General features: G+C 72.1%; 17 protein-coding genes. 7 read left to right on the top strand and 10 right to left on the bottom strand.

All coding sequences use genetic code 11. The features are described from left to right. Positions 1-7: 7 nt before the first annotated feature. Positions 8-2167, top strand: a complete 2160-nt coding sequence (locus ABZW11_RS23680) for a hypothetical protein (protein WP_355420700.1) — start codon at positions 8-10, stop codon at positions 2165-2167. Between the two features lie 247 nt (positions 2168-2414). On the opposite strand, the gene ileS is transcribed toward ABZW11_RS23680, so the two are convergent. Continuing rightward, the gene (ileS, locus tag ABZW11_RS23685) at positions 2415-5561 is read right to left on the bottom strand and encodes an isoleucine--tRNA ligase (protein ID WP_355420703.1); all 3147 of its coding nucleotides are present in this window, start codon (positions 5559-5561) and stop codon (positions 2415-2417) included. Between the two features lie 465 nt (positions 5562-6026). Between ileS and ABZW11_RS23690 the strand changes: the two genes are divergently transcribed. The 3 genes from ABZW11_RS23690 to ABZW11_RS23700 are packed head-to-tail and all read left to right on the top strand — an operon-like array spanning position 6027 to position 7904. After that, positions 6027-6416: a TraR/DksA C4-type zinc finger protein gene (locus tag ABZW11_RS23690; RefSeq protein WP_355420706.1), complete on the top strand. Its 390-nt coding sequence runs from the start codon at positions 6027-6029 to the stop codon at positions 6414-6416. Next, on the top strand, positions 6380-6982 hold the full coding sequence (gene lspA, locus ABZW11_RS23695) for a signal peptidase II (RefSeq protein ID WP_355420709.1): 603 nt from the start codon (positions 6380-6382) through the stop codon (positions 6980-6982). Before ABZW11_RS23690 ends, lspA begins: the two co-directional genes overlap by 37 nt. After that, positions 6975-7904 (top strand): RluA family pseudouridine synthase, encoded by a 930-nt coding sequence (locus ABZW11_RS23700; RefSeq protein WP_355420712.1) that lies wholly within the window; start codon positions 6975-6977, stop codon positions 7902-7904. The genes lspA and ABZW11_RS23700 overlap by 8 nt, the downstream gene beginning before the upstream one ends. A gap of 116 nt (positions 7905-8020) precedes the next feature. Here the strand turns inward: ABZW11_RS23700 and ABZW11_RS23705 are convergent, their stop codons facing one another. The 6 genes from ABZW11_RS23705 to ABZW11_RS23730 all read right to left on the bottom strand — a co-directional run bounded on the left by ABZW11_RS23705 (position 8021) and on the right by ABZW11_RS23730 (position 15287). Continuing rightward, entirely contained in the window at positions 8021-9433 is a 1413-nt protein-coding gene (locus tag ABZW11_RS23705; RefSeq protein WP_355420715.1) for a protein kinase, read from the bottom strand. A gap of 10 nt (positions 9434-9443) precedes the next feature. Continuing rightward, entirely contained in the window at positions 9444-9755 is a 312-nt protein-coding gene (locus ABZW11_RS23710) for an AzlD domain-containing protein (RefSeq protein WP_355420718.1), read from the bottom strand. Beyond that, complete coding sequence (locus ABZW11_RS23715) at positions 9752-10414, bottom strand: AzlC family ABC transporter permease (protein ID WP_355420720.1); 663 nt, start codon at positions 10412-10414, stop codon at positions 9752-9754. The genes ABZW11_RS23710 and ABZW11_RS23715 overlap by 4 nt, the downstream gene beginning before the upstream one ends. 11 nt (positions 10415-10425) lie before the next feature. Beyond that, on the bottom strand, positions 10426-11280 hold the full coding sequence (locus ABZW11_RS23720; RefSeq protein ID WP_355420723.1) for an AraC family transcriptional regulator: 855 nt from the start codon (positions 11278-11280) through the stop codon (positions 10426-10428). 76 nt (positions 11281-11356) lie between these two features. Then, positions 11357-13279, bottom strand: coding sequence for a protein kinase (locus ABZW11_RS23725; protein ID WP_355420726.1), 1923 nt, complete (start codon positions 13277-13279; stop codon positions 11357-11359). A gap of 10 nt (positions 13280-13289) precedes the next feature. Beyond that, the gene (locus ABZW11_RS23730; protein WP_355420729.1) at positions 13290-15287 is read right to left on the bottom strand and encodes a protein kinase; all 1998 of its coding nucleotides are present in this window, start codon (positions 15285-15287) and stop codon (positions 13290-13292) included. A gap of 287 nt (positions 15288-15574) precedes the next feature. Between ABZW11_RS23730 and ABZW11_RS23735 the strand changes: the two genes are divergently transcribed. Beyond that, entirely contained in the window at positions 15575-16474 is a 900-nt protein-coding gene (locus ABZW11_RS23735) for a chorismate mutase (protein WP_355420732.1), read from the top strand. 142 nt (positions 16475-16616) lie between these two features. Here ABZW11_RS23735 and ABZW11_RS23740 read toward each other — a convergent pair whose 3' ends face one another. Both ABZW11_RS23740 and ABZW11_RS23745 read right to left on the bottom strand, forming a co-directional pair. Beyond that, the gene (locus tag ABZW11_RS23740; protein WP_355420735.1) at positions 16617-17678 is read right to left on the bottom strand and encodes an SGNH/GDSL hydrolase family protein; all 1062 of its coding nucleotides are present in this window, start codon (positions 17676-17678) and stop codon (positions 16617-16619) included. Positions 17679-17759: 81 nt separating this feature from the next. Continuing rightward, positions 17760-19112 (bottom strand): amino acid permease, encoded by a 1353-nt coding sequence (locus ABZW11_RS23745; protein WP_355420738.1) that lies wholly within the window; start codon positions 19110-19112, stop codon positions 17760-17762. Positions 19113-19272: 160 nt separating this feature from the next. On the opposite strand from ABZW11_RS23745, the gene dnaE reads away from it, so the two are divergent. Both dnaE and ABZW11_RS23755 read left to right on the top strand, forming a co-directional pair. Then, positions 19273-22800, top strand: coding sequence for a DNA polymerase III subunit alpha (gene dnaE, locus ABZW11_RS23750; RefSeq protein ID WP_355420741.1), 3528 nt, complete (start codon positions 19273-19275; stop codon positions 22798-22800). 58 nt (positions 22801-22858) lie between these two features. Beyond that, a complete protein-coding gene (locus tag ABZW11_RS23755) occupies positions 22859-24241 on the top strand; it encodes an amidase (protein ID WP_355420743.1) in 1383 nt (460 codons plus the stop codon). On the opposite strand, the gene ABZW11_RS23760 is transcribed toward ABZW11_RS23755, so the two are convergent. Then, positions 24238-24792: a hypothetical protein gene (locus tag ABZW11_RS23760; RefSeq protein WP_355420746.1), complete on the bottom strand. Its 555-nt coding sequence runs from the start codon at positions 24790-24792 to the stop codon at positions 24238-24240. The genes ABZW11_RS23755 and ABZW11_RS23760 overlap by 4 nt on opposite strands. Positions 24793-24807 lie beyond the last annotated feature (15 nt).

A 24807-nucleotide genomic window follows, 5' to 3' on the forward strand; every position in this document is an offset into this window, starting at 1 on the left:
TGCTGGTTTGGTGCTCGCGGCAGTGGTGCTGCTGATCGCGGGCTTCGTACTGGCGAAGCCGTTCCTGATCATGTGGTCCATCGTGGTCAGCGTGCTGTCCGCGCTGTTCCTGGTGATCGGGGCGTTTCTGCGACGGAACGAGCTTTTTCCCGGAGGTGGGCAGGCCGCTGCGCCGGCCACCCCCCCGAAGGGGCTCATGCCGCCCGCGCAGCCGTACACCCAGACCGGCCCCATGGCTCAGCAGCCGCCCCCGCAGTCCCGACCGCATCCGCGGGCACCGCAGCAGCGCACGGCGACCGTTCCGGCCCCCGTTCCGCGCCGCCCCGCGGCCGCCGGCATCGCGCCGGATGCGATCGTGCTGGTGATCCCGGGACGCAAGCGCTACCACGTCCCCGGGTGCAGGCAGCTGGCCGGACGGGATCACGAGGAGCTGACGTACGAGGAGGCACGCGAGGAGGGCTTCACGCCCTGCACGACGTGCCTGCCCGACGCCGCGCTCGGCGGACGGCAGCTGCCGCCTGCCGCCGACCCCGAGCCCGCGGCCCACCCCAGCACCGCTCCTGCCAAGAGCCGATCCGACAACTCCGCGGAGACCCGCGACCTTCGTCCGCCGGTCACCCCGCCGAAGCCCGACACGAAGGCTTCCACCCCCAGCCCGGAGCCTGCCGCCGCCCACGAGGAAGGCGCCGCCGGGTGGTTCGGCCGTCCCTCGGCCGCCCCGGCCGACCAGGCGACGGGCTCACCTTCCGCCGCCCCCGAGACCGGCACCGATACCGACACCGACACCGGTGGTGGCTCGGACGACGAGCAGGCGGATGCAGAGACCTCCTACTTCCGGCCGCCGCCTTTCGCGCGCAGAGCCGACTCCACCTCCGGCAAGCCCGGAGCGCCGGCGTCAGGACCCGCGAAGGCCAAGCCGGGTACGCCCGCGAAGGGCACGACCGCATCTGGTGGTTCCGGCGACACGACCGGCGCCTCCGACGACGAGACGTCCCCCAACGTCCCCACGCCCGCCAAGCCCGCACAGGGCTCCACCGCACCCCGTCTAGGCACCACCGGCACCGGCCAGAGCCGCACGGGCGCCAAGCCCGGCGCGGCCGGTGGGTCCGCGTCCGGGAAGCCGGGACAGGGGAGCAAGCCCGGCGGTGAGCAGGCCGGGTCGGGTGGCGGCAAGGCCGGGCCGGCGTCCGGTTCCGGTGAGGCTGATGATGACGCCGCCGGGCCCGCCACGGCGCCGCAGCCTCGCGTGACGGCGTCGGGCATGCCACAGCGCCCTGGGGCGCCCAAGCCCGCGGGTGCGGCGTCCAAGCCCGGTGCGCCGGAGCGTCCAGGCTCGCCCGGAGCTCCGGAACGTCCCTCAGAGGCCGGGAGCAAGCCGGGCAAGCGTCCCGCCGGCGATGAGCCCGCGCCGGGGGAGACCGTGATCCTGCACGAGCGGCCCGCGTCCTCGGCCGAGGCGACGGCCAAGCCCAGGGGCCCGCTGCCGCCGGGCACGCCGTCCAGGACTCCCGGCGCCAAGCCCGGAGCCACACCGGGCAAGAGCGGGGCCGAGCGTCCGCCGTCCGGCGGCTCAGGCTCCAAGACCGGAACCCCGTCCACGGCGACGGACGACCCCAAGAGCACCACCGGCACCGGCACCGGCACCAGACCACAGGGCGCCGCCGGCGGCACAGGACAGCGTCCCGGCTCCTCAGGACCCGGCTCAGGCTCCTCAGGGAGCACCGGCAACGGGGCTCCGGCGGCCAAGGGCGGCGCTTCCCAGGGGCAAGGACTCCGGGCTGAGGGAAGCGGCTCGTCCAACGGCGGCACCGCTTCCAGGACCACCGATGCGGGACCGGCAGACTCCAGGACGACAGACTCCAGGACGACAGACTCCAGGACGACAGACTCCAGGACGACAGACGCCAAGGACGCTGGATCCAAGGCCGGATCGTCCAGCTCCAAGCCGGGCGACGAGCCGGCCGGATCCAAGGACGACGGAAACGGCAAGGCACGAGGGCGGCAGACGGTCAAGGTCATCACCGGCACCCGCCGCTACCACGGCACCTCCTGCCCCCTGGTCCGAGGAGCGGGCGACGGCGTGGAGACGATGACCCTCGCCGCCGCGGAGGCCGCCGGCCTGACGAGCTGCCCAGTCTGCCAACACGACCGCCAGACGGTCAGCTGACAACCGGCTCCTCCTCACCGGCGCGAGGCGGTCGTGCCGCTGACTCCTGCGGGAGGCGGTCGAGGTGGTCGTTGCTGAGCGAGGCGGTCGTGCCCCTGGCTCCTGCGGGGAGGTAGGCGGGCTTGGCCGGGGGCGTCTTCGGTGGTGGCCGGTCGGGGTGGCTCTGTCCGAGGGGCGTTGCCCTGGCCGAGGGGTCCCATGAAACGGCCCCTGACGGTGGTCGCCAGGGGCCGGCTCACTTCAGCGTTCAGGCGCGGCGGAGCTGGAAGGTGAGGCCGAGGTCCTCGTCCGTGTGGGTGGGGAGGCCGGCGGTGGTGCCTTCCGTGAGGGAGGTGGCGAGGACTTCCTCGGTCACCACCTGGCCCTGCGTGCGCAGCGCCGTCACCAGCTCGGGCGACGTCGTCGTCCACCACAGGTCGATGCGGTCGGTGATGGACAGGCCGGTCGACTTGCGGGCGTCCTGGACCAGGCGGATGACCTCGCGCAGCAGGCCCGCGCGGCGCAGCTCGTCGGTCAGCTCCAGGTCGAGGGCCACCGTCTCGCCGGTGCCGGTGCCGATGGCGCCGGTCTCGACGGCCCAGCCGGAGCGGGGCTGCTCGGTGACGATCACCTCGTCGGGGCCGAGCATGACCTCGCCCACACCCTCGGCCTCCACCATGACGGTGGAGCCCGAGCGCAGCGCGCGGGCCACGCGGGTGGCGTCGGCGGCGGCCAGGGCGGTGGCCACCAGTTTGGTCTGCGGCCCGAACCGCTTGCCCAGCGCCCGGAAGTTGGGCTTGACCGTGTAGGACACGAGGTCGGCGCTGAAGCCCGACATGTCCTCCAGAGCCTGGACGTTGAGCTCGTCGGCGACCAGCCCGCGCAGCTCGCCGGGCAGCGCCGGCCAGTCGTGCGCCCCCACCAGGGCCCGCCGCAGCGGCTGGCGGGTCTTGACCCCGGAGGAGGCACGGGCCGAGCGGCCCAGCTCGACCAGGCGGCGTACGAGCGCCATCTGGTCGGACAGCACCGGGTCGATGAGGTCTTCCCTGGCCTGTGGCCAGGAGGTCAGGTGCACCGAGGACGGGGCGTCGTCGGAGCGCAGGACGTCCCAGAGGTGGTCGGTGATGAACGGCGTGATGGGCGCCATCAGCCTGATCACCGTCTCCAGGCACTCGTACAGCGTCGCGAACGCCTCTTCCGAGCCCTGCCAGAAGCGGCGGCGCGAGCGGCGGACGTACCAGTTGGACAGGTCGTCGAGGAAGTCGGCCAGGCGGCGGCCGGCGCGCTGGGTGTCGTAGTCGTCGAGCGCCGCGGTGACCTCGGCCACCGTGCGGTGCAGCTCGGCCAGCGCCCAGCGGTCGAGCAGCGGGCGCTCGGCCGGCGGGACGGCCTGGGAGAGCCGGGACGGCGACCAGGACTCGGCGTTGGCGTAGAGGGTGAAGAAGGACGCCGTGTTCCACAGCGTCAGCAGCACCTTGCGGACGATCTCCTCAAGGGTGCCGTGCCCCACCCTGCGGGCCGCCCACGGCGAGCCCGAGCAGGCCATGAACCAGCGCAGCGCGTCGGCTCCGTGCTGGTCCATCAGCGGGATCGGCTCGAGGATGTTGCCGAGGTGCTTGCTCATCTTGCGGCCGTCCTCGGCGAGGATGAGGCCGAGGCAGAGCACGTTCTCGTAGGAGGACTGGCCGAAGACGAGCGTGCCGACGGCCATCAGCGAGTAGAACCAGCCGCGCGTCTGGTCGGTGGCCTCGCAGATGAACTGCGCCGGGTAGACGCCCTCCGGCTTGCCGCGCTCGCCCCACTGGGCGAACGGCATGGAGCCGGAGTCGTACCAGGCGTCGATGACGTCGGGCACGCGGCGGGCGAGCGCCCCGCACGACGGGCAGTCGAAGGTGACGTCGTCGACGTAGGGGCGGTGGGGGTCGAGGGCGGAGACGTCCTGGCCGGCGAGCGCGCTCAGCTCCTCCAGCGACCCGACGCACGTGACGTGGGACTCGTCCTGCGTGCACACCCACAGCGGCAGCGGCGTGCCCCAGTAGCGGGAGCGCGACAGCGACCAGTCGACGTTGTTGCGCAGCCACTCGCCGAAGCGGCCCCACTTGATGGTGTCGGGGTACCAGTTGGTGCCGGCGTTCTCGGCCAGCATCTGGTCCTTGACGGCGGTGGTGCGGATGTACCAGGACGGGAGCGCGTAGTAGAGCAGCGGGGTGTGGCAGCGCCAGCAGTGGGGGTAGCTGTGCTCGAAGTGGCCGCCGCGGAACAGCAGCCCGCGCCGCTGAAGGTCCTCGGTCAGCTCCTCGTCGGCGTCCTTGAAGAAGCGGCCGCCCACCATGGGGACGTCGTCGAGGAAACGGCCGTCGGGGCCGATCGGGTTGACGACGGGCATGTCGTAGCGCTTGATGACGGCCATGTCGTCGGCGCCGAAGGCGGGCGCCTGGTGGACCAGGCCGGTGCCGTCTTCGACGGTGACGTAGTCGCCGAGCACGACGTAGTGGGCGCCGGGGATGTCGACCAGGTCGAACGGCCGGCTGTAGGTGGTGTGCTCCAGCTCGCGGCCGGTGTGGCGGGAGACCTCGGTGACGCCCTCGCCGAGCACCGACAGCAGCGGCTCGGCCACGACCAGCACCTCGCCGTCGGCGGTGCGGGCGGCGACGTAGGTGACGTCGGGGTGGACGGCGACTGCGGTGTTGGAGACCAGCGTCCACGGCGTGGTCGTCCAGACCAGCAGCGAGGCGCCGGCCTCGGCCAGCGGGCCGGAGGTGACGGGCATGCGGACGTAGACCGACGGGCTGGAGACGGTCTCGTAGCCGCCCGGCTGGCCAAGTTCGTGGTCGGACAGCCCGGTGCCGCAGCGCGGGCAGTAGGGGGTGATGCGGAAGTCGCGGAACAGCAGGCCCTTGTCGAAGACGACCTTCAGCGACCACCACACGGACTCGATGTAGGACGGGTCCATCGTGCGGTAGGCCTGCGACAGGTCGATCCAGTAGCCCATGCGCTCGGTCATCTGCTCGAACGCGTCGACGTGGCGCAGCACCGACTCGCGGCACTTGGCGTTGAACTCGGCGATGCCGTAGGTCTCGATGTCCTTCTTGCCGGACAGGCCCAGCTCGCGCTCGACGCCGACCTCGACGGGCAGCCCGTGGCAGTCCCAGCCGGCCTTACGCGGAACGCTGAAACCGCGCATCGACTTGTAGCGCGGGAACAGGTCCTTGAACACGCGGGCCTCGACGTGGTGCACGCCGGGCAGGCCGTTGGCGGTGGGCGGGCCCTCGTAGAAGACCCACGACGGGTTGCCGGCGTTCTGCTCGACGGAACGCTCGAAGATCTTCCCGTCCCGCCAGCGGTCCAGGACCTCGCGCTCGAGCGCGGGCAGGTCGACCTGCGCGGGAAGAGAGCGGAACGTTGGGGAAGACATCTCGGGCGGGACCTCCACGCGTGAATCGGCCGGTCGGGCTTTGGCGTGAAGGGACGAAGCCTCGCGGCCCCGCGGTACCACCCTTCTTGACCCCGCTCGCGGGCGAGGCCCTCTTCATTCGACTGCTGCCGGGTCTAATGAGCTCTGACGAGCCGTTCTTCCGGCGGCTCCGGGGTGATATCCCTCACAGCGGGCCCCATCAACGCCTTGCAGGCTTAAACCATAACGCAGACTCGGGGTCAAGGCTTCCACGTTTCCCGGGTCGGGAGGTTCATCGCCGCCCAGCGGTACGTGAGTCGTAAAGGGCGCAAAGATGTAGGAATGGACGCCGGTGTGGAGGAGTTGAATGCGCGAGGCGGGATAGTACGGGCTAGGTAAACCGTCCGGCGGGTCGTTTGCCGTTCCGTTATCAGGATCCTAAGCTGCCCGCACCATTTCACGGCCTTGATCAGCATGGAGGCAGCCATGGCGGCAGTCACGCAGACCGCTACACCGTCGATGTGGTCGGATGAGGAGCTGGCCGAGGTACGCGGCAGGCTCCAGCAGGAGATCGATGAGCTCGAGGCGGACATCCTGCGCCACGAGTCGGAGATAGCCTCTGGAGACGTCACACAGGGCGCGGGCGACGACCAGGCGGACGCCGGCGCGAAGACGTACGAGCGCGAACGCGAGATCGCCCTTACCCTGAATGCGCGCGATCTGGTCGCGCAGAACGAACGTGCGATCGCCAGGATCGACGCAGGGACCTATGGAGTGTGCGAATCGTGCCACAAGCAGATCGGCAAGGAACGCCTCCAGGCGTTCCCGAGGGCGACGCTGTGCGTGGCCTGCAAGCAGAAGGAGGAGCGCCGGTAGGACGGGAGAGCACCGCCGGCCGGCCACGCGGGCGCCTGTTCGCCGTTCTCGTCGCGCTGTCGGCCGTGATCTACGCGGCCGACCTCGTCACCAAGACGGTGGTGCTGCGCACCCTGGAGGGTGAGGCGCCCCTGGTCGTGATCCCCGGCGTGCTGCAGTTCAGGGTCATCTTCAACTCCGGTGCCGCCTTCAGCATCGGCACCGGAATGACGTTCGTCTTCACCTTCATCGCCGCCGGCGTCGTCGTGGCCATCATCCGCACGGCGCGCAAGCTCGGCAGCCTCTCGTGGGCGATCGCGCTCGGCCTGCTGCTCGGCGGCGCCGTCGGCAACCTCACCGACCGGCTGCTGCGCTACCCTTCGGGGTTCGGGCGCTCCACCCAGCTCCAGGGCCACGTGGTCGACTTCATCGAGGTGCTGCCGGGCAACTTCCCGGTCATCGACTACTTCCCCGTCTTCAACATCGCCGACTCGGCGATCGTCTGCGGCGGCATCCTGGCCGTGATCCTGGCCTGGCGCAACGTGCAGATCGACGGGTCGAAGGAGGAGGCGGCCAAGGATGAGTGAGCAGCGCAGCCTGCCCGTGCCCGACGGGCTGGAGGGCGAGCGGCTCGACGCCGCGCTCTCGCGCCTGTTCGGGTTCTCCCGCACGCGCGCGGCCGAGCTGATCGGCGCGGGCGAGGTGCTGGTGGACGGCCGCGTGCCGGCCAAGTCCGACCGCGTGCACGCCGGCGCGTGGCTCGACGTCACGATGCCGCCGCCGGTCACCACGCCCATGCCGGTCGCCGAGCCGGTGCCGGGCATGACGATCGTGTACGAGGACGACGACATCGTCGTGGTCAACAAGCCCATCGGCGTGGCCGCGCACCCCACCGTCGGCTGGACGGGGCCCACCGTGATCGGCGGGCTGCTCGGCGCCGGTCACACCATCGCCACCAGCGGGGCCGCCGAGCGCCAGGGCATCGTGCACCGGCTCGACGCCAACACCACGGGCGCGATGGTCGTGGCCAAGAGCGAGCACGCGTACTCGTTCCTCAAGCGGGCCTTCAAGGAGCGCACGGTCGACAAGCGCTACCACGCGCTCGTGCAGGGGCACCCCGACCCGTTCAGGGGGACCGTCGACGCGCCCATCGACCGGCACCCGTCGGGCGACGGCCGATGGGCCGTCGTCGCCGGCGGCAAGCCGTCGGTGACCCACTACGACACGGTCGAGGCGTTCCGCGCCGCGTCCTTGCTGGACATCAAGCTCGAGACGGGGCGTACGCACCAGATCCGGGTGCACATGTCGGCTCTGCGCCACCCGTGCGTCGGCGACCTGCTGTACGGCGCCGACCCCACGCTGGCGGCCCGCCTGGGCGTCACCCGGCAGTGGCTGCACGCGGTCGCGCTCGGCTTCGAGCACCCGTCGACCGGGGAGTGGATGTCGTTCAGCACGGATTACCCGCAGGACCTGCAGAAGGCCCTCGACCTGGTCCGCGCCGAGTCCTGACCCGAGCCGTCGAACCGCCGGTCTGAGGCTCGCGCCCAGCGGCTCTCGCCCGGGGCGCGGTTCGTGCCCCCGCGGCCCCTTGCTCCGTCACGCTTGCGGCGGCCCCCTGAGCGGGGTCAGCCGCCGTCCGAGCCTTCGATCTGGCCGGGGGTCTCCTCCGTGGGAGATTTCGTGGGAGATTTCGTGGGGGATTTCGTGGGGGATTTCGTGGGGGATTTCGAGGGGGACTCCGAGGGAGACTCGCTCTGCCGCTGCGGGCGGTCCGTCTCGTCCTCCTGGGCGGCCTCGTCCCGCGTCCTGGCCGGGGTGTCGTCGGGACGGTGGCGGCGGTTCTGGGAGCGTTCGTCCGCGTCCGGGGTTCTCGGCTGGGTGCGCGCGGGTGGTGGGGTGCTGCGGGGAGTGACCACCTCGGTGTCGCTGCGGGGTGACTCGCCCGCCGGTGGCGGTTTGGCCGTCGTGTCGCGGTCGGCCGGGGCGGAGGTGGTCACCACCGCCGGTACGGGCCGCCCGCCGCGCGGCTGCTCACGGGCCTGCTTCGACCACCAGGCCGCCCCGCCCGTGACGATGCCGACGAGCAGCGCGCCGCCCGCGATCGCGGCCAGCGGCAGCACCCGTGACCGCCGGCGCGGCACCATGACGGGCCCGGTACGCGCGGGCGGGACGGGCCCGGTATGCGCGGGCAGCGGGACGGGCCCGGTCTGCTCGGACGAACCGCCCGCCAGGATGCCGGCCAGCCGCCGCTCGGTCTCCTCCAGCGTCATCCGTTCCGCCGGGTCCTTGCGCAGCAGCCCGTGCAGGACGGGAGCCAGCACCCCCGCCCTGGCCAGCGGCGCCGGCTCGGCGTGCATCACCGCGCCCAGCGTGGCCAGCGCGTTGTCCCGGTGGAAGGGGGAGTGGCCCTCGACCGCGAGATACAGCGTCACGCCCAGCGACCACAGGTCGGACGCGGGCCGCGCCCGGCCGCCCGCCGCGCGTTCAGGGGCGACGAAAGCCGGGGTGCCGACCAGGACGCCCGTTCGCGTGACCGGCGCCTCGTCCTCCGTGGTGGCGATGCCGAAGTCGGTGAGCACGGCCCTGCCGTCCTCGGTGAGCAGCACGTTGTCCGGTTTGACGTCGCGGTGCAGCACCCCGGCCGCGTGCGCGGCGCGCAGCGCCTCCAGCAGTTGCAGCCCGATGTCCGCGGCGCGGAGGGGCGTCATGGGGCCCTCGTCGCGCAGCAGCTCACCGAGCGTGCGCGATCGTACGAGCTGCATGACGATCCAGGGGTGCCCGCGTTCCTCCAGCACGTCGTAGACCGTGGCCACACCCGGGTGCGCCACCCGGCCCGCCGCCCTGGCCTCCCTGAACGTGCGCACAGCGAAATCCTCGCGCTCGGCGCCCGTCAGCTCAGGAGGCGGAGGCACCTCCTTGACCGCCACGTCGCGGCCGAGCACCTCGTCGTGCGCGTGCCACACCGTGCCCATGCCGCCCTTGCCGATCGTCCTGAGGAGCCGGTAACGCCCACCGACCATCACCGCGGATTCGGACATGCACCGGCGACTACCCCAGAAAAAACCGGACAAGCGCCGTCATTGCCGCCGCTGCCGCCAGAACGACCAGAAAAGGGGCGCGGAGCAGCAGGGCGACGATTCCGGCGCCGAGTCCCGCCGTACGGGCCGCATCGAAGCTCAGCCCGCCCTCCTGCGTGAACACCTGCACCGCGATCAGCGCCGCCAGCAGCGCCACCGGCACCAGCTCCGCGAACCTGCGCACCTTCGCATGGTCCAGCACCGCGCGCGGCGCGGCGAGGCCCGCGAGCTTCAGCGCGTAACAGCCCGCGCACACCAGCGCGATCGCCCACCACAATGTCATCGCACCATCACCGCCAAGACCGCCACGGCCGACAGCAGCACCGGCACGCCGGGCGGGAAGAACGGCGTCGCGCACAGGGCGATCGCCGCCGCCACCGCGGCCAGCCCGCGCAGCTCGGCGCTGCCCGCCAGCCGGGGCCACAGGATCGCCAGGAACGCCACCGGGCCCACGACGTCGAGGCCGAGGACGGCGGGGTCGCCGAGGAAGGAGGTGCCGTACGCGCCCGCCAGCGTGGTCAGGTTCCAGGTGAGGTAGAGGGTGGCGAAGGTGGTGACGAAGGCCGTACGCGAGGAGCGGGGGTCGGGCTGGGCCATCGCCACGGCCGTCGTCTCGTCGATGACGCCCTGGGCGGCCAGCAGCTTGCGGGGGCCGCGTACCTGGAGGAGGTCGGCCAGGCGCAGGCCGTACAGGGTGTTGCGGCCGCCCAGCAGCAGCGCGCCGAGACTGGCGGCCAGCAGGTCGCCGCCCGCGCCCACCGCGCCCGTCAGCGCGAACTGCGAGGCGCCCGTGAACGCCAGCAGGCTCAGCACGCACGCCTGCGCCACGGACAGGCCCGCGGTGATCGCCGCGGCGCCGAAGGCGAGCCCGGACAGCCCCACGGCCAGGCCCACGCCCAGACCGTCCCGCACAGCCGCGGAACGGTGAGTTGTCGGTTCCATGCCTCCCGAGGCTATGAGATGCGGGAATGTCGGTTCTTGTACGATCCTGCGGCCCGCTGGTACGCCGCCGGCGGCACGCCCACGATGCGCTTGAAATGCCGGCTGAGATGCGCCTGATCGGTGAACCCCGACTCGGCCGCCACCTGCGCCGGCGGCATGCCGCTCAGGAGCAGGTGGCGCGCCTTGGCGACGCGCAGGGAGATCAGGTAGGCGTGCGGCGGCAGGCCCGTCACCGCCTTGAACGCCCGCAGCAGCGGGAACGGCCGCGCCCCCACCGCCTGCGCCAGCCCGTCGAGCGTCGGCGGGTCGAGCAGGCTCTCGTGCAGCAGGTCGAGCGCCGCGCGCACGGCCATCCTGCCCTCGCCGGGCAGCGCGGCGGGCGGCTTCGGCGCGGAGTGCCGCGTCAGCAGCCGGGCGAACAGCGTGCGGCTCAGCGTCGACGCGGCCAGCGCGTCGCCCCGCTCGGCCGCCTGGTGCGCCCGCCGCAGCAGCGCCGCCACCTCGGCGTCGCGCACCACCTGGCGCGGGAAGTGGGGCGTCCCGCCGGGCCCGCCCAGCTCACGCGCGATCGCCGCCACCGCCTCGATCGACGGATAGAGCATCCGGTACGCCCACCCGCCCGGCACCCCCGCGTGCCCGGTGTGCACCGACTCCGGGTTGACCAGCACCACCTCGCCCGCGCCCGCCCGGAGCAACGTGCCCCGGTAGTCGAACTCCTCCACCCCCGAGACGATCAGCCCGATGGCGTAACCGTCGTGGACGTGCCGGGAGAAGCGGTGGGTGACGTAGCGGGCCTTGAGCAGGTCGGTCTCCGGCACCGCCGGGTGCCGCCAGAACGTCGCCCGCTCCTCGGTCGTCCTGCTCACAGCGTCATACTCACAGGGTTCTACTCACAGCGTGCTACTCAGGGCGTCTTACCTACGGCGTCTTACCTACAGCGTCTTACTCAAAGGGCCGGAACGTCTCGAGGAAGTCGTAGAAGTAGTGGCGGTCCTGGGCCCAGCGCGCATGCGTGGTCTCCCAGTAGACGGCGAACGGGCGGCCGTCGGCGGTGCGCAGGCCGCGGTTGAGCACGTGGATCGTCACGCCGTCGCGGACCCTGGTGAACTCCCAGTCGGCGGCCGGGCGGCCCAGGAACTCGGTGGACCTGATGCCGATCCGCCGGTATCCCTGGAACTCGCCCTTCTTCTTGATCTCCGCCTCCAGGCGGATCCAGTGCCGTTCGGGGTCCGTCCAGGTGATGTCGGGGACCGTCCACTCCACCAGCAGCTTGCCGGGAGTGCCCGGACCGGTGACCGACACGCTGTCGCGGCCGTCGGTCTTCTTCACCCGCCACTCGGCGGGCATGGCGAGCTGGAAGCGGCCGTCGGCGTTCCGGTAGGGCCGCCAGCCTTCCGGGATCTCAGGCTCGTCGGTGGGCTCGTCCGTGGGCTCCTCTGCCGGGTCGTCCGTGAGGTCCTGCGCCGGTTCCTGCGTCGGTTCCTGCGGTCCCGTCGTGGGCTCGCCCGTCGGGGTGTCCGCCGTGGGTGAGGGGCTCTGCGCGGCGGTCGTGCCCGTCGAGCGGTCGGACAGCAGCACGCCGCCGGCGCCCAGCACCGCCACCACGAGCACCGCCGCGGGCAGGCCCACCCACAACGTCTTGCGCCGCCCGCCCCGCGGCCGGTCCATCGTCGCCTGGCCCTGCCCGGCGGGCCGCCGATCCCCGGTCGGCTGCCCGCCCGGGGAGGACCCGCCTCCAGGCGGTGCCCCCTGCCAGGAGGCGTGAGCCGGTGCGGCGGCCCAGGACGGCTCGGGCGTGGCGCCTCCGGACCCCGCAGAAGGCGGCGTGGCGGGCGCGAAACCTTCGGGAGAAGGCGTGCCGTGCCAGCGGGAGTCGGGCACGGAGCCGTCGGGGGGCGGCACGGGTTGCCAGGAGGCGTGGGGCGGTGGGGTGGCGTGTGCTGAGCCGTCGGGGGGCGGCACCGGTTGCCAGGAGGCGTGGGGTGGTGGCGTGGTGTGCCCGGAGCCGTCGGCGGGTGGGGTGGCGTGCCAGGGGGCGTCCGTGGTGGTGGCGGGGCGGGGTGGGGCGGTGGCGGCGAGGTCGTACAGGAGGCGGGCGGCCTCGGCGGCGGGCAGCCGCGCGTCCGGCTCGCGCCGCAGCAGCCCCATCACGATCGGCCCGAGCGCCCCGGCCCGCGCCGGCGGCTCGGGCTCGTCGCGCAGCACCGCCGCCACGGTCGCCGCCCACGAGTCGCGCTTGAACGGCGGCCGCCCCTCGACGGCCGTGTACAGCGTCGCGCCCAGCGACCACAGGTCGGACTCGGGCCGCGCGGGCTCGCCGTTGAGCCGCTCGGGCGGCATGTACGCGGGCGTGCCGACCAGCCCGCCCGTCGCGGTCAGCCCGGCCTCGGCCTCCATGGAGGCGATGCCGAAGTCGGTGAGGACCACCCGCCCGTCGTCGGCGAGCAGCACGTTCTCGGGCTTGACGTCGCGGTGCAGCACGCCGGTCGCGTGGGCGGCCCGCAGCGCGTCGAGCACCCGGCCGCCGATCACCGCGGCCTGCGCGGGACGCAGCGGGCCGTCCTCGAAGATCACCCTCGCCAGCGAGCGGGAGCGGACGAGCTGCATGACGATCCACGGCCGGCCGTCCTCCTCGACGACGTCGTGGATGACGACCACCGACGGATGGTCGAGCCGCCCGGCCGCCCTGGCCTCGCGGATGGTGCGGCGGTTGAGCTCGGCTCGCTTGGCGTCGCCGACCCCGGTGTAGCGGACCTCCTTGATCGCCACCGTACGGTCGAGCAACTCGTCGTAGGCCCGCCAGACCACCCCCATGCCGCCCTCGCCGATGGGCTCGACGAGGCGGTAACGATTGCTGACGTGCACGCCGCGCAGCCTACTTCTTCGGCGAGAACGTCGCGCAGAAGCCTTCGAAGAAGTGGAGGTCGTCCTTCCAGTGGCTGTTCAGGGTGTGCCAGTAGATCGCGTACGCCTTGCCGTCCTCGGCGATGAACCCCCGGTAGCGGATGCGGGACTTGCCCGTCTGCGTGGGCCAGATGAAGTCCCAGTCGGCCGCCGCCTTGCCGTACTTGACCTCCTTGATGCTGAGCTTCTTGTAGCCGCCGAAGCGGTTCTTCAGCCGCGACTCCAGCTTCTTCCAGCCTTTCAGCGGGTCCTTGCCCAGCTTGGAAGCCCGCTCGATGCGGACGTGCGCGTTGGGCGCCCCGCCGGGGCCCTTGTACTCGACGCCGCTGCCGACCATTCCGGAACGCTGCCACTCGTCCCAGCCCTTGGGCAGGCCGATGGAGAAGCCGAGCTTGTTGTCCGTTTGCCTCTTCCAGCCGGACGGCAACGCGGGCTCGGCCTCCTTGGTCTCCTCGGGCTCGGCCGTGGGGCTCGCCGCCTGGGTCGGGGACTGGGTCGGGGACTGGCTCGGGGACGCGTCCTCCTCCTCATCGGAGGGAGTGGCCGACGGGGACGCAGGGGGAGTCTTCGGAGCGGACGCGCTGGGCCCGGTCGGGACCGTGCTGGCGACCGCCGCCTGGGCGCCCTCGCCATCCAAGTCCTCGGGCGCGGAACGCAGGCCGAGATAGCCGCCCACGCCCGCGACCAGCAGGACGGCCACGGCCGCCGCGACCACCGTGATCATGCGCCGCGGCTCGCCCTTGGACGCACTCAGCGTGGACTCGCCGGTCGGCCCCGACGGCGGGTGCTGCGGCTCCGCGGTGGGCGCCTGGGACAGGCGCACGCCGGTCTCGGGAACGTTCTCAGCGGCGGGCGCGGCCTGCGCGCGGGCGCTCGCGAGGTTCGGGTCGGTGGGGGTGTCGTCCTCCACCGGCGCGTACGGCCGCCGCGCCTTGGCGGGGCCGGGCCGCTTCGGCTTCGGAGGCGCCTGACCCTGCGCCTGACCCTGCGCCTGGCTCTGCGCCTGGCTCTGCGCCTGGCTCTGCGCCTGACTCTGGGCGGGACGCTTGGCCGGCTCCGGCACCCGCAGCTCCTGCTCGGGCGGGAACTGCGCCGCGGGGAACTGGGCGGTGGGGAACTGGGCGGTGGGCGGCGCGCTCGGCTGCGAGAAGCCCGCGATGGCCGCGCGCAGCATGCGCTGCGTCTCCTCGTACGTCAGCCGCTGCACCGGTTCCTTGACCAGCAACCCCATGATCACGTCGGTCAGCGGGCCCGCGTGCGGCGCGGGGTCGGGCTCGTCCGTCAGCACGGCGTGCATGGTCGCCAGCGCCATGCCGCGCTCGTGCGGCGAGCGGCCCTCGACCGCCGTGTAGAGGGTGGCGCCCAGCGACCACAGGTCCGACTCGCGCCGCGCGGGCAGGCCCTTGAGCCGCTCGGGCGCGATGAACGCCGGCGTGCCCGCCAGGCCCGTCACCGTGAGCTGCGTCTCGGTCTCCAGCGTGGCGATGCCGAAGTCGGTCAGCACCACCCTGCCGTCGTCGGCCAGCAACACGTTCTCGGGCTTGACGTCCCGATGCAGCACCCCCGCCTCATGGGCGCGGTGCAGGGCGTCGAGCACGGCCAGCCCGATCTCCGCCACCCGCTTGGGCGGCAAGGGACCGTCCTGCTTGATCACCGCGCCGAGCGAGCGCGACTGGACCAGCTGCATGACGATCCAGGGCCGGTCGTCCTCCTCGATCACGTCGTGCACGACGATCACGTTGGGATGCTCGAACCTCGCCGCCGCCCTCGCCTCGCGCATCGTGCGCCGGTTCAGCAGCTGCACCTCCTCGCCGAGGGCGGCGGCGTACCTGACCTCCTTGACCGCCACCGTGCGGTCCAAGAGCTCGTCGTAGGCACGCCAGACGATGCCCATCCCGCCCCTGCCGATGGGTTCCTGCAGCTGGTAGCGGCCGGCGATGCGGCGTCCCTCCTGCTTGCGATCCGACATCAACGGCCTCAAACCCTCCTCTAGGCCAAGAAATACTCCCATAGGCAGGGATCATCGGCGACTCGCTCGAAGGCCACTCCGTCATGCGAGAAGTGCCGCCCAGCAGGTGGAGGCGGGGGTGTAAGGTTCAGATATGACTTGTCGTCGCTACGCGTTTACCGAGCCGGCTCCGGGAGAGCCGGTCGTCAGCTAGCGACCACCTGGAGTCGGCACGAGGCAGAGACCATCGTCTCTGCCTTTTTTCGTTCCCCCGCCGGCTCCAGGGGCCGGCCGAATGAGGAGCCGGGATGTCATCGACTTTGGAGCGGCAGGCGATCACGCTGGGCGGCCTGCCTGTGGGTGAAGGGCGCCCCGCGATCATCGCCACCCGCGTCAGCCTGCGCGGACGACGGGCCCACGACGCGACCTCGGCACCGCCCCCGGTGTCGCCCCCGGTGCCGCCCGCTGCGGGGCCTGATGGGCGGTCCGCCGGGCTCGCCCAGGGGGTCACGCTCGTTGAGCCGGCCACCGCGGCGGACCTGCCGGCGATCGCCGCGCACGCCGATGCGGTCGTCGTGGGGGCGTCGTGGACGCGGGACATCCCGCTCGTCCGGGCGGCGGCCGGGACGGGGCTGCCGGTCGTCGTGGAGCGGCGGCCGGGGGCGTCCATCGAGGAGTGGCTGGGGCTGGCCGGCTACTGCGCCGTCGAGGGCGACGGGCGGGTGATCCTGTGCGAGGGCGGGCGGCCCGATCTGGGTCTCGTACGCGCGGCGCGGGCCGCGTCAGGGCGTCCCGTGCTCGTGGACGTCACCGGCGGCCCGGAGCTCGCCGCCGCGGCCGTCGCCGCCGGGGCGGACGGGCTGGTGGCCGGCCCCGAGGGCCGCGCGCTCGCGGAGGAGGCCGTCACCGTCGCCGGCGGGCTGCTGCGTCCCGAGTCGCCCGCCACGCTGCCCGAGTGCCGCGCCGCGATCGACCGGGTGGACGCCGCCCTGGCCACGCTGCTCGAACGCCGGGTGGAGCTGGCGGGCATCGTGCAGCGCATCAAGCCGGTGGGCGGCTTCGCAGGACGCGACATGGACCGCGAACGCGCCCTGGTCGCCAGAATGGCCAAGCGCGCCCCGTCACTCGGCGAACCCGGCCTCACCCCGATCATGAACGCCGTCATCGAGGCGGGCCTCCACCTCGCGGAGCGCCGCACCACCCCCTGACCCGCGCTGACGCCTTCTGACGGGCCCTTCCGCCGCAGGGGGCTGCGCGCCGCGCCGCCCAGTGACCGCCCAGTGATCGCCCCGCGACAGTCCCCTGACCGCCCCCTGATCGCCCCCTGATCGCCACGGCGACCCCTGCGGGTCAGCCGGGGGTCGGCTGGGAGAGCTGGAGGTTGTTCAGCGGGCGGCCGGGGCCGTCGGCGATCTGTTCGATGATCAGCTCGGCGAAGCGGCGGTAGCCGTCGCCGGTCGGGTGGTAGCTGCGGGCGTTGACGCGCAGCTCGCCCACCTCCATGGCGAGCCCGTTCAGGTACGGCGCGGGCTGCCCGACCTCGTGCCCGCTGAACGCCTCGTAGGCGTCGACGTACTCGGCGCTGCCGGGGGCGCCGAACGCGGCGATCGTCCGGTCGAAGTCCTTCACCACGGACCCGACCGTGTCGTTGAGCCGCCGCGTCACGCCGTTGAGCCACCGCTGGTCGGCCGCGCTCAGATTGTCGACGGTGGCCACCGGGTCCTGGGGGAACGGCCGCGGGTAGCCGAGCACGATCACCCGCGCCTGCGGAGCACGCACGCGCAGCTCCCTGAGCACCTGCAGCACGCTCGTGCGCAGCTCGTCGATGCGCCGGTTGACCGCGGTCTCCTGATCGACGCAGGCCGACGACCAGGGCAGCTTGACGATGCACCCGGTCAGCACCTTGGTGAAGCCGGCGTCGTTGCCGCCGATGCTGAGCGTGACCAGGCTGGCGCCCGGCCCGACCCGGCTGACCTGGGGCGGCTGGCCGTGCTGCCCCGCGAGGAGCTGGCGGGTGGTGGCGCCGCTGCAGGCGTAGAAGGCGGTGCCGCCGCCGAAGCGGTAGGTCTCGGCGACGAGCGGCACGTACGAGCCGGTGGCCCGGTGGCAGCGGTCGGCGCCCTCGTTGACCGGCTGCCTGTCGAGGTCGTAGACCCCCTCGCCGGAGGAGTAGGAGTCGCCCAGCGCGACGTAGGCGCCGCTCTGGGCGGCCTGTAAGGCGGTCAGGCGGGTCACCCGAGGCAGGTCGCCCGCGGGCGAGCCGGGCGGGCAGCCCGCGTCGAGCACCGCGCAGGCGAGCTTCGGATAGACCCCCAGGGGCAGGCAGGCCAGCGCGAGCGCCACGCCGATCGCGACCGCCACTCCGGCCCTGATGAGCGACCCCCTGGTGCCGCGTCCAGCCTCGTCCAGCACGACCTCCCCGAGCGGCGTCTTCTCACGACTGCGCCATCGAGACTACCCAGCCGATCACCGGCCCGGGTATGGCCGGGCGGGTCAGGCCCTGGGCACGGCGGCGCGACGGCGGCGTACCATCCGCCAGCCGAAGGCGATGCCGACGGCGAGCACCGGGATGAGGAGGAAGGCGACGAGCTGGTCCTCGTCGGCGAACGGCATCAGCAGCACCACCAGCGCGAGGAACCCGAGCGTCAGCCAGTTGGTGTAGGGCGAGCCGGGCATCGGGAAGGTGGAGCGGTGGCCGGAGCGGCGCAGGCGGATCTGGCACCACACCAGCACGCCCCACGTGGTGATGACGCCGAGCGAGGCGCAGGCGGTGGCGATGTTGAAGGCCCGCTCGGGCAGGAAGTAGAACAGCGCCACCCCGGCCAGCAGCATCGACGCGGTGAACAGGATGCCGCCCATCGGCACGTGGCGGGAGCTGAGCACGCCGGTGAAGCCGGGCGCCTCCTCCTTCATGGCCATCGAGCGCAGGATGCGGCCGGTGGCGTACAGGCCGGAGTTGCAGGACGACAGGGCGGCGGTGATCACGACGAGGTTCATCGCGTCGGCGGCCCAGGGCACGCCGAGGCCGGCGAAGACGGTGACGAAGGGGGAGGTGCCCGCGCTGTAGGCGGTCCACGGCAGGACCATGCAGAGCAGCGCGACCGAGCCGACGTAGAAGACCGCGATGCGCCACACGACGCCGTTGATCGCGCGGGGCATGATCTCGTGCGGCCTGGCCGTCTCGCCGGCGGCGATGCCGACCAGCTCGATCGAGGCGTACGCGAACACGACCGACTGCAGGCTCATCAGCACCAGCGGGAACCCGGTCGGGAAGAACCCGCCGTGCGCGACCATGTTGTGCGGCCCCGCGTCGCCGACCGCGAACACCACCAGCACCAGCCCCACGACCAGGAAGGTCGTGATGGCCAGCACCTTGAGCAGCGCGAACCAGAACTCCAGCTCGCCGAACAACCGCACCGACAGCAGGTTGACGGTCATGACGATGCCGAGCGCGATCAGCGCCGTCAGCCACTGCGGCCAGGCGGGCGCCCAGTAGTAGATGTACGCGGCGATCGCCGTCAGCTCGGCGATGCCGGTGAAGGCCCAGTTGATCCAGTACATCCAGCCGCTGGCGAACGCGGCCCATGGGCCGATGAACTCGCCGGCGTACTCGACGAACGAGCCCGAGACGGGGCGGTAGAGGACCAGCTCGCCGAGGGCCCGCATGACGAAGAAGGCGGCCAGCCCGGCGGCGGCGTAGGAGAGAACGAGCCCGGGGCCGGCGGCGGCCAGGCGGCCGCCCGCGCCCAGGAACAGGCCGACGCCGATCGCCCCGCCGATGGCGATCATCTGGACCTGCCGGTTGCCCAGCGCCTTTCGGTATCCCTCGTCCGTCTCCGTGCGCACCGCGTCACTCCTCGACTACTTAAGGTGACTTCCGAGGGTATCGGGTGCAGCGGGTACGGGTGGCCCTCGGCACGCCGTTCCTGAGGCCGCAGGACCTGTCGGTGGCGCGGATTAAAGTCGGATCCGCACGTCCGTTCAGCCGGCTGGGAGGCGCGGTTCCATGTCGTCCAGTGACTCGTTCGTTCACCTGCACGTCCACACCGAATACTCGATGCTGGACGGAGCGGCCCGGCTCAAGCAGATGTTCGAGCTGGTCGGCGAGCTGGGCATGCCGGCGATCGCCATCACCGACCACGGCAACATGCACGGCGCCTACGACTTCTACAAGCAGGCCACGGCGGCCGGAGTCAAGCCGGTCATCGGCATCGAGGCCTATGTGGCGCCCGAGTCGCGCCACACCAAGCGGCCGGTGCTGTGGGGCGAGCCGCACCAGCGCAAGGACGACGTCTCGGCGGGCGGCCACTACACCCACATGACGATCTGGGCCCGCGACAAGACCGGCCTGCACAACCTCATGCGGCTGTCCTCGCGCGCCTACACCGAGGGCTTCGTGCGCAAGTGGCCCCGCATGGACGCCGAGCTGATCGCCGAGCACGCCGAGGGCCTCATGGCCACCACCGGCTGTCCCTCGGGCGAGGTGCAGACCAGGCTGCGGCTCGGCCAGGACGAGGAGGCGCTCAAGGCCGCGGCGAAATACCAGGACATCTTCGGCAAGGACAACTTCTTCCTGGAGATCATGGACCACGGCCTCGACATCGAGCGCCGCGTCCGCGACGGCCTGACCCGCATCAGCAGCCGGCTCGGCATCCCGCCGCTGGTCACCAACGACTCCCACTACACCCACGAGTCCGACGCCGCCTCCCACGACGCGCTGCTCTGCATCCAGACCGGCAGGCAGCTGTCCGACCCCGACCGCTTCCGCTTCGACGGCACCGGCTACTACCTCAAGAGCGCCGGCGAGATGCGCGCGGTCGACTCCTCCGAGCTGTGGGCGGAGGGTTGCCGCAACACGCTGCTGGTGGCCGAGAAGGTCGATCCGAGCGGGTTCTTCGAGCACAAGAACCTCATGCCGACGTTCCCCGTCCCCGACGGCATGACCGAGAGCGAGTTCTTCCGCAAGACCGTCTGGGAGGGCATGGCCCGCCGCTGGCCCGAGGGCTACGACGAGCAGCACCGCAGGCAGGCCGAATATGAGATCGGCATCATCGAGCAGATGGGCTTCCCGAGCTACTTCCTCGTGGTGGCCGACTTCATCATGTGGGCCAAGCAGCAGGGCATCCCGGTCGGGCCCGGGCGCGGCTCTGCGGCGGGGTCGCTGGTGGCGTACGCGATGGGCATCACCGACCTCGACCCCATCCCGCACGGCCTGATCTTCGAGCGGTTCCTCAACCCCGAGCGCGTGTCGATGCCCGACGTCGACATCGACTTCGACGAACGCCGGCGGGGCGACGTGATCCGCTACGTCACCGAGCGGTGGGGCGCCGACAAGGTGGCCATGATCGCCACGTTCGGCACCATCAAGGCCAAGGCCGCCATCAAGGACGCGGGGCGCGTGCTGGGCTACCCCTACGCGCTCGGCGACCGGGTCTCCAAGGCGTTCCCGCCCGCGGTCATGGGCAAGGACATCCCGCTGGCCGGCATCTTCGACCCCGATCACCCGCGCTACGCCGAGGCGGGCGAGCTGCGCCGCCTCTACGACGAGGACCCCGACGTCAAGGCCACGATGGACCTCGGGAGGGGCCTCGAGGGCCTGATCAGGCAGACCGGCGTGCACGCGGCCGGCGTGATCATGTCGCGCGAGGTGCTGACCGACCACGTCCCGATCATGCGCCGCGACTCCGACGGCGCGATCATCACGCAGTTCGACTATCCGACGTGTGAGACGCTCGGCCTGCTCAAGATGGACTTCCTGGGCCTGCGCAACCTCACCATCATGGACGACTGCCTCAAGCTGATCGAGTCCACGACGGGCGAGAAGGTCGATCTGCCCGCGCTGCCGCTCGACGACCGCAAGAGCTACGAGCTGCTGGCCAAGGGCGACACACTGGGCGTCTTCCAGCTCGACGGCGGCGGCATGCGCTCGCTGCTGCGCCTCATGCGTCCCGACAACTTCGAGGACATCTCCGCCGCGCTCGCCCTCTACCGCCCCGGCCCGATGGGCGCCAACTCCCACACCAACTACGCACTGCGCAAGAACGGCCAGCAGGAGATCACGCCCATCCACCCCGAGCTGGCGAAGCCGCTCGAGGACATCCTCGACACGACCTATGGCCTGATCATCTACCAGGAGCAGGTCATGGCCATCGCCCAGCGGGTGGCCGGCTACTCCCTGGGCGCCGCCGACCTGCTGCGCCGCGCGATGGGCAAGAAGAAGAAGGCGGAGCTCGACAAGCAGTACGCCACCTTCGAGCAGGGCATGAAGGACAACGGCTTCTCCGACGGGGCCGTCAAGGCGCTGTGGGACATCCTGCTGCCGTTCTCCGACTACGCCTTCAACAAGGCCCACACGGCCGCCTACGGCCTCATCGCCTACTGGACGGCCTACCTCAAGGCCAACCACCCGGCGGCCTACATGGCGGCGCTGCTGACCTCGGTCAAGGACGACAAGGACAAGTCGGCCCTCTATCTCAACGAGTGCCGCCGCATGGGCATCAAGGTCCTGCCGCCCGACGTCAACGACTCCGACTTCGACTTCACGCCGCGCGGCGCCGACATCCGCTTCGGCCTGTCGGCCATCCGCAACGTCGGCGCGAACGTGGTCGACGGCATCATCGCCGCCCGCAGGAGCAAGGGCCGCTTCACCGGCTTCTCCGACTTCCTGCGCAAGGTGCCCGCCGTGGTGTGCAACAAGCGGGTGATCGAGTCGCTGGTCAAGGCGGGCGCGTTCGACTCGCTCGGGCATCGGCGCAAGGGCCTGGTCATGGTGCACGAGCAGGCCGTCGACGCGATCATCGACATCAAGAGGAACGAGGCCATCGGCCAAGACTCGCTGTTCGGGGCGCTCGACGCGGGCGAGGATCAGACGTTCGACGTGCAGATCCCGCCGGGGGAGTGGGACAAGACCACGCTGCTGCAGTTCGAGCGGGAGATGCTCGGCCTCTACGTCTCCGACCACCCGCTGTTCGGCGTCGAGCACGTCCTGGCCGCGGGGGCCGACTGCTCGATCGCGGCCGTGCAGGACGACAGCCGCCCCGACGGGCAGGTGGTGACCGTGGGCGGCATCCTCAGCGGGGTGCAGCGCAAGGTCACCAAGAAGGGCGACACCTGGGTGCTGACCCAGCTGGAGGACCTCGCGGGCTCGATCGAGGTGATGATCTTCCCGTCGGCCTATCAGCTGTGCTCGACGATCCTGGCCGAGGACGCGATCGTGTTCGTCAAGGGCCGCATCGACAAGCGGGAGGACGTCGCGAAGATCATCGCCATGGAGGTGACCGCGCCCGACCTCACCCAGGAGGCGGGCGGTCCCGTGCTGGTCAGCCTGCCGCTGACGCGCTGCACGCCGCCCGTCGTGGGCCGGCTGAAGGAGATACTCACCACCCACCCCGGCACGTCCGAGGTGCACCTCCAGGTGCGCAACGGGCCCAGGACGACGGTGCTGCGGGTGGACGACCGGCTGCGGGTCACGCCGTCGCCGGCGCTCATGGGCGACCTCAAGCAGCTCCTCGGCCCGGCCTGCCTCAACGCGTGAGCGGCCTTCCGCAGCCCTCGCCGTCGCCCGCCCGCCACGCGTAGGGGAGGATCACCACGTGAGCGAACTGCACTACCTGACCGCGACCGAGCTGGCCCGACTGATCACGACCAGGCAGGTGAGCGCCGTGGAGGTCCTGCGCGCCCATCTCGACCGCATCGACAAGGTCAACCCGGCCGTCAACGCCGTCGTCACCCTCGCCGCCGGCCACGCGCTCGAAGCCGCCGAGGCGGCCGACCGGGCCCTGGCGGCCGGCGAGCCCACCGGGCCGCTGCACGGGGTGCCGGTCGCGCACAAGGACCTGCACGACACCGCCGGCATCCGCACGACCTACGGCTCGCCGCTGTTCGCCGAGCACGTGCCCGAGCGCGACGACCTGATGGTGCGCCGGCTGCGCGCGGCCGGCGCGATCACCGTCGGCAAGACCAACACCCCCGAGTTCGGCACCGGCTCCCACACGGTCAACGAGGTGTTCGGCGCCACCAGGAACCCCTACGACCTGTCGAAGTCGGCTGGAGGCAGCAGCGGGGGAGCGGCGGTCGCGCTGGCCACCGGCATGGTCGCGCTGGCCGACGGCTCCGACATGGGCGGCTCCCTGCGCAACCCGGCCTCGTTCTGCAACGTCGTCGGGCTGCGGCCGACGCCGGGGCGCGTGCCCGCGCCGTCCGACACGGCCGCCTGGTACACGCTGTCGGTGCCGGGGCCGATGGCGCGCACGGTCGAGGACGTCACACTCATGCTCGGGGCCGTCGCCGGGTTCGACCGGCGCTCGCCGTACGCGATCAAGGAGGTGTTCGCGCCCGAGCCGGAGCAGGGCGTGGCCGGGCTGCGGGTGGCGTGGAGCCCCGACCTGGGCGGGCTGCCGGTCGATGCGCGCACGGCGGCGGTCACCGCGACCGCGCCCGCCGTGTTCGAGGGGCTCGGCGCCCGCGTCGAGCAGGTCGAGCTCGACCTGGAGGGCGCCGACGACGCGTTCAGGACCTACCGTGCCTGGTTCTACCTGCTGGCCCACGGCGACAAGAGCGGTCTCGGCCCCAACACCGCCTGGAACGTCGAGCAGGGCCGCAAGGTCACCGGCGCCGACCTGGCCAGGGCCGAGATCGCGCGCAGCCGCCTCTACCAGCGCATGGCCGCCTTCTTCGACACCTACGACGTGCTGATCGCGCCGGTCAGCCAGGTGCCGCCGTTCCCCGTCGAGCATCCGCACGTCAGCGAGATCAACGGTCACAAGCTGCCCGACTACCTGTCGTGGATGCGCTCGGCGTACTGGGTCAGCGTGCTGCACGCGCCCGCCGCGTCGGTGCCCGCCGGGTTCACCCCCGAGGGGCTGCCGGTGGGCGTGCAGATCATCGGACGGCCGTTCGAGGACGCCAGGGTGCTGCGGGTGGCGCGGGCGTTCGAGCTCGCCACGGGCCACGGCAGGCGGCGGCCCGAGCTCTAGCGCCAGCCGCCGGTGTGCAGGCTGCCCGGCTCGATCCCGTACGGCTGCCGCAGCGGCGACTCGCGGTAGCCGTGCATGCCTTCGAGCAGCGCGAAGAACCCCACGGCGAGCAGCGGCCAGCACACCAGCACGCCCTTGGCGGTCAGCTCCAGCGCGCCGGGGACGATCGACACCCCGGGCGCGGCGTTCGCCGCCACGGCGGCCTCCACCGTGACCGCCCCGATCGTCACCGAGGACCCGATCCAGAGCGTCAGGAACGCCGCGAGCACCCCGCCCGCGCAGAGCCCGAGCAGCACCGGCAGCATCCACCGCCGCGCGATGAACCAGGCGACGCCGCCGCACGCCAGCCCGAGCCCGCCGGTGATCACCGCGAACCAGCCGTCGGCCGCGATCAGCGCCTGCGTGGTGGGGTCGGCGAGCACCGGCTCGTCCTGCCCGACGACCTGGTAGGGGGCCCGGGGCGTCAGCCCGGACCAGAGCAGGCCGGCGGCGGCTCCGAGAGTGGCGAGAGTGAGGACAGTTACCGCAAAGGCGCGTACTTCCCTCGCCACGCGACTCCCCCTCAC

The sequence above is a fragment of the Nonomuraea sp. NPDC004580 genome (assembly GCF_040609855.1).
GTDB lineage: Bacteria > Actinomycetota > Actinomycetes > Streptosporangiales > Streptosporangiaceae > Nonomuraea > Nonomuraea salmonea.

Bases quoted from the DNA above. Each gene is read 5' to 3' on its own strand.
- ABZW11_RS23730 (WP_355420729.1), bottom strand. From the start codon at position 15,287: ATGTCGGATCGCAAGCAGGAGGGACGCCGCATCGCCGGCCGCTACCAG.
- dnaE (WP_355420741.1), top strand. From the start codon at position 19,273: ATGTCGTCCAGTGACTCGTTCGTTCACCTGCACGTCCACACCGAATAC.
- ABZW11_RS23690 (WP_355420706.1), top strand. From the start codon at position 6,027: ATGGCGGCAGTCACGCAGACCGCTACACCGTCGATGTGGTCGGATGAG.
- ABZW11_RS23705 (WP_355420715.1), bottom strand. From the start codon at position 9,433: ATGTCCGAATCCGCGGTGATGGTCGGTGGGCGTTACCGGCTCCTCAGG.
- ABZW11_RS23735 (WP_355420732.1), top strand. From the start codon at position 15,575: ATGTCATCGACTTTGGAGCGGCAGGCGATCACGCTGGGCGGCCTGCCT.
- ABZW11_RS23700 (WP_355420712.1), top strand. From the start codon at position 6,975: ATGAGTGAGCAGCGCAGCCTGCCCGTGCCCGACGGGCTGGAGGGCGAG.
- ileS (WP_355420703.1), bottom strand. From the start codon at position 5,561: ATGTCTTCCCCAACGTTCCGCTCTCTTCCCGCGCAGGTCGACCTGCCC.
- ABZW11_RS23710 (WP_355420718.1), bottom strand. From the start codon at position 9,755: ATGACATTGTGGTGGGCGATCGCGCTGGTGTGCGCGGGCTGTTACGCG.
- ABZW11_RS23715 (WP_355420720.1), bottom strand. From the start codon at position 10,414: ATGGAACCGACAACTCACCGTTCCGCGGCTGTGCGGGACGGTCTGGGC.